8 protein-coding genes are annotated in these 10,565 nt (G+C 45.3%); all 8 read right to left on the reverse strand.

Translation table 11 applies throughout. The annotated features are described in order from the left end of the window. Positions 1 to 67 precede the first annotated feature (67 nt). Positions 68 to 1,186: a sugar-binding protein gene (locus J2736_RS07765; RefSeq protein ID WP_310225014.1), complete on the reverse strand. Its 1,119-nt coding sequence runs from the start codon at positions 1,184 to 1,186 to the stop codon at positions 68 to 70. A 522-nt stretch (positions 1,187 to 1,708) separates the two neighbouring features. Then, positions 1,709 to 2,425, reverse strand: a complete 717-nt coding sequence (locus J2736_RS07770) for a 3-ketoacyl-ACP reductase (RefSeq protein ID WP_028557774.1) — start codon at positions 2,423 to 2,425, stop codon at positions 1,709 to 1,711. 396 nt (positions 2,426 to 2,821) lie between these two features. After that, positions 2,822 to 3,652: a GGDEF domain-containing protein gene (locus J2736_RS07775; RefSeq protein WP_310225016.1), complete on the reverse strand. Its 831-nt coding sequence runs from the start codon at positions 3,650 to 3,652 to the stop codon at positions 2,822 to 2,824. Beyond that, on the reverse strand, positions 3,631 to 4,476 hold the full coding sequence (locus J2736_RS07780) for an MASE4 domain-containing protein (protein WP_310225018.1): 846 nt from the start codon (positions 4,474 to 4,476) through the stop codon (positions 3,631 to 3,633). The genes J2736_RS07775 and J2736_RS07780 overlap by 22 nt, the downstream gene beginning before the upstream one ends. Before the next feature lie 377 nt (positions 4,477 to 4,853). Then, the gene (locus tag J2736_RS07785) at positions 4,854 to 5,624 is read right to left on the reverse strand and encodes a sugar phosphate isomerase/epimerase family protein (protein WP_310225019.1); all 771 of its coding nucleotides are present in this window, start codon (positions 5,622 to 5,624) and stop codon (positions 4,854 to 4,856) included. Position 5,625: 1 nt separating this feature from the next. After that, entirely contained in the window at positions 5,626 to 8,187 is a 2,562-nt protein-coding gene (locus J2736_RS07790) for a glycoside hydrolase family 2 protein (RefSeq protein ID WP_310225021.1), read from the reverse strand. Beyond that, complete coding sequence (locus J2736_RS07795) at positions 8,168 to 9,298, reverse strand: hypothetical protein (protein ID WP_310225024.1); 1,131 nt, start codon at positions 9,296 to 9,298, stop codon at positions 8,168 to 8,170. Before J2736_RS07795 ends, J2736_RS07790 begins: the two co-directional genes overlap by 20 nt. Before the next feature lie 156 nt (positions 9,299 to 9,454). After that, positions 9,455 to 10,525, reverse strand: a complete 1,071-nt coding sequence (locus J2736_RS07800; RefSeq protein ID WP_310225026.1) for a Gfo/Idh/MocA family protein — start codon at positions 10,523 to 10,525, stop codon at positions 9,455 to 9,457. Between the last annotated feature and the right edge of the window lie 40 nt (positions 10,526 to 10,565).

The raw sequence follows: 10,565 nt of genomic DNA on the forward strand, positions 1-10,565 counted from the left end.
AGATCTAGCGTAAATACAACGGAAATACACCATTTGCCTGCCGGGAGCCGGCAGGCAAGTAGGCGTGTTATTTTCTACTTAATCTTGCAGTCCAAATGCTGGATTCTCGGCTTGCATCGTACGTAATCATGAGTCCGGCTTTGGATATTGCATCTGCTTTTGTGATACCGACCCTTAAGTCGAGTGTGTCACCCAGCATGACAGATGTTCTATAGTTCGCAAGGGTAACTGAAGCTTCTGAGGGAAGACCCCATTGAACCGATCTAAATTTACTTGGATCTTTGGACGAGCCGATACCAGAGCCCCATTCAATGTATCCTTTTCGGCCAGATCCATCGTTGTCATTGACCAGTAGAGAGAGACTCATGCCGTTGCTTTCTGGCTCTTTCACTGGTGATATCTCCGACCAGGGAAGGGCCAATTCATAGACAGTCCGTTTGCCCACTTCATCCCGCATGATGTTCAGTTCCCCACTTCCCATCCGATCACCAGTGGGAAAGCCATTCGGGGCAATCCAGCGGTAAATTTGTGGACCGGAGTCCGTTTGCGAAATGCCATACTCGAACCATTGCGTACTCTCACCCGGCAATCCTGGCGCGATCGCAAATTGAATATTGTCATTTTGCCAAATGTTCTGATCAGATGCTGGGTAGGCAAACACGTTATCCATTACCTGCGCAGATATATACAAATGGTCCTGATCATAATTGAGCCAAACTTTCCCGCTCAGATCGTTCGCGCCCGTGTACCCGGTCATTTGTACAACTCCGTTCGCGAGATTGGCTGTGGGAGGTGCAGCAGGTGCATCAATTACGCCATCTACGATACTGACAGCGGCTGGAATGACATTCAAATCGAGTTTCCCTTGATACTTGTACGGCTCTCTGCCAGCCATCGTAACCTTTACGTTTGCTGCATACGAAACGCCTAATTCCGTACCTTGGCCGAGTTGGATATTGTACGTTTGGGAAGTGTCAGGTGCAAGTGTCAGATTCAACTCAGCAATCCCTGATTGTCCCCCAAATTGCCAGTCAATTCGATTAAACTCAGCTGTTTGCGTAACAGAGCGGTTGCTCAATTCAAATCTAAGTGATTTCTGCCCTGAATTCGGATCGACGAAAGGAAAGAAAGTTGCTTGACTTGCGTATACCGTCTGAACATGTCCCTCAATTTTACCGAATTTCACTCCGCCTGCTTCTAAATATCCAGTTACTTTGCGGTCACCAAGCGTATTGGATCCCTTATTATCAACATCAGTTCGGTCATCTCACCACCCTGGAATCGCTCGCGCTCCTCCTTTCCGTACCTAATCAGACTCAATATAACATCGTGTCGAAAAGGCAAGTAGGGTGAAAACTTATCGCTTGGCATAACAAAACTTAGTCATTTTTTACTACTGATATGAAATTCTTTATATCGTTCTAGCTATAAAAAAAGCGTTCACCCCATAGTGAGTGAACGCGATGCTTAATGACTTTATTAGTTACTTTTTTACTCACCAAACTAGTCATACATATTACAAATAAGTTTTGAAGTACTTCTGACAACTAATTGTATGGATTAGAATTCATTATTTAGCTGAATAGTACAAAGAATCAACATCAATGATTCGTGTTGCAGTGGCGTTAGTAGAACTGTGACCGAATTGAAACAGAACCTCTCTACCATAGAAGGCAACCACTAGCCTGGTGGTACGTGAAGCGAATGGTTAGGGGTTCGTCGACCAAAGTCCGGCATGTTTCAATACGACGCGAGGATGCAGCTTCAACTGCGCAACGATCAAGTCCGCCAAGTCTTCCGGCTGCATGACCTTCTCAGGGTTACCGTCCGTCAGCTTGAGCTCCAATGCCATATCGGTTGCGACCGTGCTCGGAGTCAATGTGCTTACACGAATGTTTTTCTTTCGAACCTCAAGCATTAAGGACTCGCTTAACCCGATAACAGCGGCTTTCGATGCCGTATAAGCGCTCGTGAGCGGAGCCCCTCTTTGTCCAGCCGTTGACGCAATATTAACAATATCGCCAGCATTGCGCTCCATCATTTCCGGCAGTACCGCGCGAGTGGTGTAATATACGCCTTTAACATTGACGTCGATAATATTCGTCCATTCTTCGGGTGTTAACTCCATAAAGCCGCCGAATTTGCTAATACCGGCATTGTTGACGAGAATGTCAATTGCACCCAATTCACCGCGAATGGACTCAACCGCCGCAGTAATGGAAGCAAGATCCGCCACGTCGGCTGTTGAAATGACTACCTTCACGCCGTACGGCTTGAGCTCTTCCGCTACCTTCTGCAAATTTTCAAGCGAACGTCCCACAAGACCGACGTGAATGCCCTCTTGAGCAAACGCAATTGCTGTTGCACGCCCGATACCGCGTCCCGCTCCGGTAATTAATGCTACTTTCCCTGCTACGGATTGCATATTTTTCGCTCCTTTAGTTCTCGAGTTGTAAAACTTGATTCAACACTATTTTAGCACAAACAAAAATTAGACTAAAATCGATATTCGTGAGTGGGGTGGTCCCTGTGTGCTGTATTGTATTTTAATGTCAAAATGACATCTTCTGTATTCATAGATGTCATTTACAAAAAAACGGAACAAGTCGCTTTTACATTGGTTACATATATCAGACATCGCTATATAGTGTGTCATGTTAGTTTTAGATGCAAATGATTCAGATAACGCCAACGTGCTATATAGTAATACACCACTTGGATGATAGCGAAAGCAGCAAATATAGTAATCGCCCCTTTTACAATACTAAAATCTACTATTCACATTCATGTTGACGCACATCCTCGCTTTATCAGGTATATTTTACATACTCTCCATAAACCCATAGAAACAGTAACAGTTCTTACCACTCGATTTGGCCTTGTACATCGCTTCATCAGCGTGTTGAAGCAACGTTTTGGCATCAGACACTCCATTCGAAGGAGCGAGCGCAATTCCGATGCTGCCAGAAATATGGATAAGCAAGCCATCTATCTCCTTGATTTGCTGAATAGCAGCCATGACATTTTCGGCAATTTCACCCAATTGTTCAAACTCCCCTACTTGTTCAACCATAATCACGAATTCATCGCCTGCCCAACGGGCTCCTGTACTCTGCTCGTTCATACAACGATTAAGAACTAGTGCAACCTCTTTGAGCAGCCTATCTCCGATTTCGTGCCCATACGTATCATTCACCTGTTTGAACCCGTCTAGGTCTAAGAAGAGCAACCCGTAAGGACTAAAGTCATTGGACACATGATGTGAAGCGAGGCGTTCCAACCATTCCTGCACATAACGACGGTTCGGCAAGCCAGTTAACTCATCATAATGTGCCTTGCGAACAGCTTCTGTCCGATTACCAAAAACAAACAAATGTCCATATAAAGCGACCTCGTCCTCGCTGGCAATTTGATTCACATAGCATTCATAGTGTCGGATCTCATCCTGCGTCCCATAGACCGAAATCATCTCCCTAAATGCAGATTGCTGATGTTCAAAATACTTACGAATCAAGCCATCAAGCGATCCGCCATTGAGCAGCTTCATTCCCTCACAGTAGGAAGCGAGTGACTCACCCTCGAGCAGCGCCTTTCCGAACAACTCCTCGAATCTGCCATTGGCAAATACAATTAACCCACGGCTGTCACACATGCTGCAAGAACAATATTTGCAAAAATAAACGAGTCAAACTTGGAAATGTACCATCCCAAACTGAAGCGATTCCCTCCGCACAATGTGATGCCCACGTCTAACATGGTCGCAAGTATTGCGACACAAAGCCAAATCGAAGTGACGGTATTCCCGCGGGTTAGCCGATAATAACATATAAGCGCAGCTAAACTAAGTAACAAAATCGGAAGAGCGATCGCATAATTGAATAACTTTGTCACATAACCGAAAGACATGAGAAGGGGCAATTGCCGTTCATAGACTGTCACTCCATAAACGAAGAGTACAACAATACCAATGACGCCTAGGGTAGCAAATATCGTCGCCAACAGCGACTGCATTCTACTCAATTTTACATGTGCATACCACTTTGACATCGCCGAAAATACAAGGATAGCAACAGGAAACCCGGCATGCCAGAGTGCATATAAATATTCCGCAGTCTGAGTCCCGGGGCGGTAGATGTTCGGAGGAAAATAGCCGGGGAAAGTTAACATATAGGCTAATGTCATAAGAGCGGAATAGAAGTAGCCCGCACATAAGACTAGAATCTGAGGTGATCGGCCAATCCGAAACTGATTATAGAATATGAAGACTGTAAAAATCTCGAAGCAGAACATCGCCCCAAGCAAAGTTGGTAAAGTCGTGTTAAGTCTGGGCAATTCAATTTGTGCGAAAGGGACAGATAACAGCGTAATGAGTGCAATTATAGCTCCTATGAAAAGAGCAAACCGCTGCTGCGAACGATTAGCAGGCATCGTAAAAAGGGTGAATGCTGAAATGTCATTATTAAGTATCGATTTCATGAGTTCTCCATTTTATTCGTTTATGCCTATTTCATTCGACATTTTTGGCGTTAATCCTTCGACAGCATATAGGTAATTGCATTTCAATTATCATATTAATAGCAAATAGGCGATCTCCTAGGAGACCACCTATTTGCTGAATTTCAGTAGCATTATTCCCGTGAATGAAAGACAAACCTTTTTAGAATTACTCTAATCGCTTTATTCAAAAGGTAAATAAACTTGTACTTCTTCCTTCGATGTTATTTCTGGTTCTAAAGGTTTTTCATAAATTTCAATATACAGACACTCCCGTCAATAACTGCAACATTCACAAACGGCAGCAACGCTTCGTCCCACACAAGCCACTGCCATGAGGCATCTCTTTCTTCATGGGACTATGTGTTCACTCCAAGTCTATCCGCTATTCGGTGCAAGTTCGTTAAGCTAAGCTTGACGCAGTCCATTGGATTGCCTGGGCATACATCCTGCTCCACTACGTACCAGGCAACGCCATTCCCCTCTCCCCATAGCAAAATAGGGTCGAAATCGATCACTCCCGTGCCAATTTCCGCATACGTCCGACTCTCATCGTCGCTCATATCTTTCAAGTGCATCGTTGGCATCCGATAGCTGTACGAACGAATAAATGAAGCCGGATCTTGACCGGCTTTTTGCACCCAATATACATCAACTTCCGCCAATACAGCATTTTCCGCAGAAGGCTCAAGTATATACCTCAACGCATTCATTCCATTGACACTTGTTTCAAACTCAAATGCATGGTTGTGGAAGCTGAGTGTAAAACCATCCGGCTGGATGTCCTTCGCAATCTCATTTAACTGGCTGCGAAATTGCTGGTATCCATCCTCGTTCCGTAGTTCATGCGGCACAGAAGGACAGATTAAGGTAGATGTATGCAATATTCTAGCTTCTGTAAGTACACTCTCCAGCTCCGTGGTTACACGCTGGAACGATACATGCATACCAGCCGTTTGCAAGCCAGTTTCTTGCAGCACTTCAGCAATCTCCTCTGCCGAATAACTGTGTAGACCCGCCAATTCAACCCCGGCCCAGCCCATTTCCTTCAATTTTCTTAGTACGCCAGGAAAATCTTGTTCACATTCGTTTCGCAAGGTATACAGCTGTACAGCAAATTTCTGTTTCATATTATAGGCCGCCTTCGCTATGATTTAGTATGATCGATCGAGGTACGACCTGATCAGGCGTGAGAAGAACTTCCCCATGCCGTATGGTAATGTCCCGTTTCTCGCCTGGAAGTAAGTCGAAATATTCGTCACTTAACTGAATCTTCTCGTCCAGACCAAAATGAACCGCATGCGCAAATACTCCGCTTGAAACCGTGCAACGAATTAGCCCGGCTTCGATGGCTTGGATGTTGGATACTTGTACGTGTGGTTCAGGTAAACGACGATTACGAAACACTTCACTGTGTAGGACAGCAGGCTGTATCTCGCTAAATTCACTTACCGTTTTAACGAAAATACAGGCCTCGCTCAGGGTATAAGAAGGCTTGGTCCATTGTAAGACTACCTCCCTTGAAAATGGAGAAAGTTCAACATCCACCACACTTGCTTCATTCCCATCCCCATCATAGTAGACATAACCATACGAGAGTGTTTCACGAATAACCGAGCTAGTTTCATTAATCGCTGTGAGCTGAATCACCCCATCTTGTTCGCGTAAAATGAGTTTTACCGGCGCTAATGCCCTTTTCACAAAATAATAGGAGATTTTACGCGTTAGGTAATAATCAATAATCGACCAGCCAACCTCTCCCCAGCAGTCATTATACATCCAGAATAATGCGCCAGAACAAAACAACTTAGAGCGTATCGCCTCAAGTGAATACCCTAGCATGACACCCTGACATAAGCCTGCGTATAGCAAGTAATCGTCGATGCCCAAATGTGCGGTACCCACATAATGCTTGTGAATGCCGGCGAGTACTGTCTCTTTTTCGAATATGTTCGTATGAAGCTGCCAAAGCTTGCTATCAAGCTCCATTTGCTGACCATGATGGTAGATTTCCGTGGATCCATTCCGGCAGGGGCCGATGTATCCGTATTCCGAGACAAACTTAGCCTTCACCTTGTCATATTCCTCGGGTGTAACACGCTTCTCCATGTCAGCATGCATCATGCAATCATTCCAATGATGCGTATCCCCAGCTTGTGTTCCATTCGGGTGCTCACCACCGTAAGGCGAACTGTTCCAATAGGGAATTGACGGGCAATTCTGCTGGACAATGCGTGGCGCGATGTCATTGTAACAGGCTGCTCCCCCATAGAAAGCAGCAGCTTCTGTCTCATTCCACCATTCCTCAAAGCCCCAATGATTCTCATTGTTGCCGCACCATAGCGCTAGCGCACAATGATTGCGGAGCCTCCTCGTCTGGTAATCCATCTCCCGCTCTACTTCGTCCCGAAACCATGTCAAGTGATCTGGATATTTCGCACAGGTAAACATGAAATCATGCCAAATCAGAATGCCGTACTCATCACATTTGTTATAGAAAATATCTTTTTCATAGATACCCCCTCCCCACACACGTAGCATGTTGAAGTTGGCTTCCTTCGCTTCACTCAGCAATGCCTCATATGTGGCATCCGTAACCCGCGCATAGATGGAATCAGCCGGTATCCAATTTCCCCCTTTACTGAAGAGTGCAACACCGTTGATTTCAAAAGTAAATGAACGTTCATCCTGACTCTCCGGGATTTTATTCATATTTAGATTCAGCGTGCGAATACCCACTGAAAAAGTCGGATATGTCACAAGATGCGTAGTCGTCTGCAGCGTTGCCTGGATCGTGTATAGTGGCTGCTCGCCCATTCCATTTGGCCACCATAGCTTGGCTTCAGGCACTACCATCGGAATTTTGACATAATTTAGCCCAGAACGAAGACAACAATCTTTCTGAATGATCAGTAAAGAGGTCCCCTGGAAAAGAAGTTCCAGCCTCAGCTCCGTTTCTAAGGTTTGAAAAGGATGAAGATTCTCTAGCTCCAGTTGAAACTGCACATGTGCAGCTCTACTCGCAGTGTCCAAGCTTGTTGTTGTGACTCCAATGTCTCGAATTTGAAAACCATGGCCGAATTCAATACTTACCTCACCCATGATCCCGCATGTCGCAACCCTGGGTCCCCAATCCCAACCAAAGACATATTGTGGTTTTCTCAGCATGCCACGGCGATGATCGCCTCTGTGACCGATTTGTTCATTCTCATACACCACTTTGGCCTCGCGAATGAGAGCAAGATCATTCTCCGAATAGTGCTCCAAACCAGTGGTAACACGCACAAAAAGTTGATTAACTCCTTGCTTCACCTTACCTTTCACATCACAAGCAAATGGATAAAAAGCGCTGCGATGATGGCCCAGATGACAATCATTCAACCAGATGTCGGCTTCTACATCCAAAGATTCAAATCGAAGAATGATTTGGTCGGTCAGCAGCTGTTCATCCGTCAGCATAAAAGATTTCTTAAACCACCAAGAGCGATCCTCCATCCATTCACTCGCAAAACACTGATCTGCTATTAGCGGCTCCGCAATGATCCCTAGTGCGATGAGCGGCATATGCACATCACAAGGCAAATCGGACATGAGCCAATTCTGTTGCTTATTTTTAACTTGAATATAATCGGCAGCCTGACGATAGAGTGGTTCCCACGTTAGCTGCCAGTCTTCATTTAAAAGTAGTTTCATCCTCTTGTACCTCTTTCTTTACGATTCCGATAAGTCCCAAATGAAAATTCGTCCCGGTGCATTCCTCTCGATTGCCGTGAACAACCTCCAGCTCAACATGATGCAGCCCTTCCTCCAGATCATCCGCAAGCCAGTAGATGCGGAACCATCCTCCGTCATTGCACCAGCTAGGCCGATCCCGACAAGTCGTGATCGCAGGCCCCCCGTCGAGCTGATACGTGAATTCAGCGGACCTTTTGCCAAAATCGAAAGCTAACGCCACTCCCGTGCCTGTAAATGAAAAGGAGAGCTTCGCTCCGATTGCTGCTGTCGTCAGAATCTGATCAACCCTAGGCATGTGAGCCGCTGCTCGTCTAATCATCCAAGGACCTTCCAATTGGACTTCTTCGAAGGAGAGCGTACTCACATTCCCCCAATGATGCGCATTTAACGGCGTTGCTAGTGATCTAGAGGTCACTACGCTATCCAGATCTGAATCCGTTATTAACTCTTTTTCCAAAAAGGAGATGACACATTGTCCATAACTCAGACTGCCTCTGTGCCTAGGATGCAGCCCATCTGGTAGCCATTCCTCCCAAGTCATAAGGCCTTTCTTCACTTCCTGCAAGGCGTGCTGTCCCACCCAAACTGAGCTGATACCGTAATGCACGGCTAACTCTTCGAATTCAGCGATACTATCAGGAACCTTACCCTGTGACATCTCCTCGTACATTTTCTGGCTATAGGTATAGATAATCACAAGTTCACTACGTCCGTCTGCCAGCAGTTTACGAATCAATCCCTCTCTGGCACGCATCCGCTGTTCGGAAGGGGTCAGGTAGTCATTGACTGCAAATTCAATAAAAATCAAATCACATTGGCGGTTAATCAAATCTCGCTCTGCACGAAATACAGCCAAATCGCTCCCCGTCGCACCAATCGCTGAATTCTCAACCGTAATGCGTGCATGGGGAAACGATTCGACAAACCAACGTGCGACTGGCTCTGGCCAATTCAACAACGCGCTGCCATCTTCTGTAATAGATCCACCAATGAACCCCAACGTCAACTGACCTGTTTGCAGCTTCTTGCTTACATGTGATAAATGATTTCGAACCTGTATCGTCTCCATGTTGTATTCATCTCCACTTTAATTTTGAGTATATTTTATTTAAAAGTAGCTAATACGCTCCTTAATGTATACTTTGAATTACGTCGATTCTTCTAAAAATGGTTAAATAAAAGACCGAAACCACCTAAATTGGGGTGGAATTCGGTCTATTCCTAATTACTGCTGAATGGCATCCATGATCATTCCAAAGATAATTAAATCCTGTAAGTAATCCTCAGGTGTCGTTTTAGGGGATATCCCCTTCGTGACAACTTCATGAAAATATTCCAGTTCAATCACATAAGCATCTTTGTACGTCGGTCGTACCGTTGATTTTTCAAAGCTGTCTCCAATCGTCTCACTAACATGCAGTGTCGTTGGCAGCTGGCGAATATACGGGGTATCGTATTGGACTAGAATCGACTTATTTTCGCCAAATACCTCGATATGCGCATCAAATCTGCCTTGTTGATCCATACCTGTCTCAAAGGTCACGTTAAAACCTTCATATTCAAAGATGGCATTCTTGAATCGTCCCCCCAGCCAGGCAGAAGCTGCCCTTACCCTAAGCGGCATCCCAATTAACTCTCGCATGGCCGAAATATCATGACTGTTTAGACCCAGTAATAAGCCATAAGCACCATACATCTCATCTGGCAAATCGCCAATTGCTTCCCTCATTAATCTGGCATTCCGCTCCTTGCGGTCCTGTACAGCTTGGGCAGGGATATCATTAAAACGATAGATCGGGCTGGATTGACGCGTGAAAAATGAATTAGGACCAATGATATCCCGTACACGAGCATAAATGATCGGTCCTAATGTCTTCACCTCTTCGAGCGCCTGAAGATAGGCCGGAGCAAACCTCCGCATATAGCCCACCATGACATGTGCGCGTGAGGCGTCGCGCGCTTGAATAATGGCGTTCGCTTCACCTTGCGTAACGCACATGGGCTTTTCTACAAATACGTGAATGTTCTTATTCAATGCTGCAAGTGTACATTCCGTGTGATATTCCATATTATTCAGTACAAAGACAGCATCAAGATCAGACTGTTCAAACATATCAGTCATGTTCAAATAACGCTGTTTCACGCGATATTTCTCCCCAATCTTGGCTAACAATTGGGGGGAAATATCACAAATGGCCTCGATCTCATAAAGCTCAGACAGCGACTCCAGAATCGGCAAATGAACCAATTGCGCAACTTCTCCTAAACCGATAATACCTACTTTTATCTTGGTCACGTTGAAAAGCTCCTTTTTTGATGGTTTCTTGTCTAGTTAC

Origin of the sequence: Paenibacillus qinlingensis (assembly GCF_031455095.1) — a bacterium.
In the GTDB taxonomy this organism is placed as follows: domain Bacteria; phylum Bacillota; class Bacilli; order Paenibacillales; family NBRC-103111; genus Paenibacillus_E; species Paenibacillus_E qinlingensis_A.

Excerpts from the sequence above, each read along its gene's own strand:
- J2736_RS07770 (WP_028557774.1), bottom strand. The coding sequence starts at position 2,425 with ATGCAATCCGTAGCAGGGAAAGTAGCATTAATTACCGGAGCGGGACGC.
- J2736_RS07775 (WP_310225016.1), bottom strand. The coding sequence starts at position 3,652 with ATGTGTGACAGCCGTGGGTTAATTGTATTTGCCAATGGCAGATTCGAG.
- J2736_RS07780 (WP_310225018.1), bottom strand. The coding sequence starts at position 4,476 with ATGAAATCGATACTTAATAATGACATTTCAGCATTCACCCTTTTTACG.
- J2736_RS07785 (WP_310225019.1), bottom strand. The coding sequence starts at position 5,624 with ATGAAACAGAAATTTGCTGTACAGCTGTATACCTTGCGAAACGAATGT.
- J2736_RS07790 (WP_310225021.1), bottom strand. The coding sequence starts at position 8,187 with ATGAAACTACTTTTAAATGAAGACTGGCAGCTAACGTGGGAACCACTC.
- J2736_RS07795 (WP_310225024.1), bottom strand. The coding sequence starts at position 9,298 with ATGGAGACGATACAGGTTCGAAATCATTTATCACATGTAAGCAAGAAG.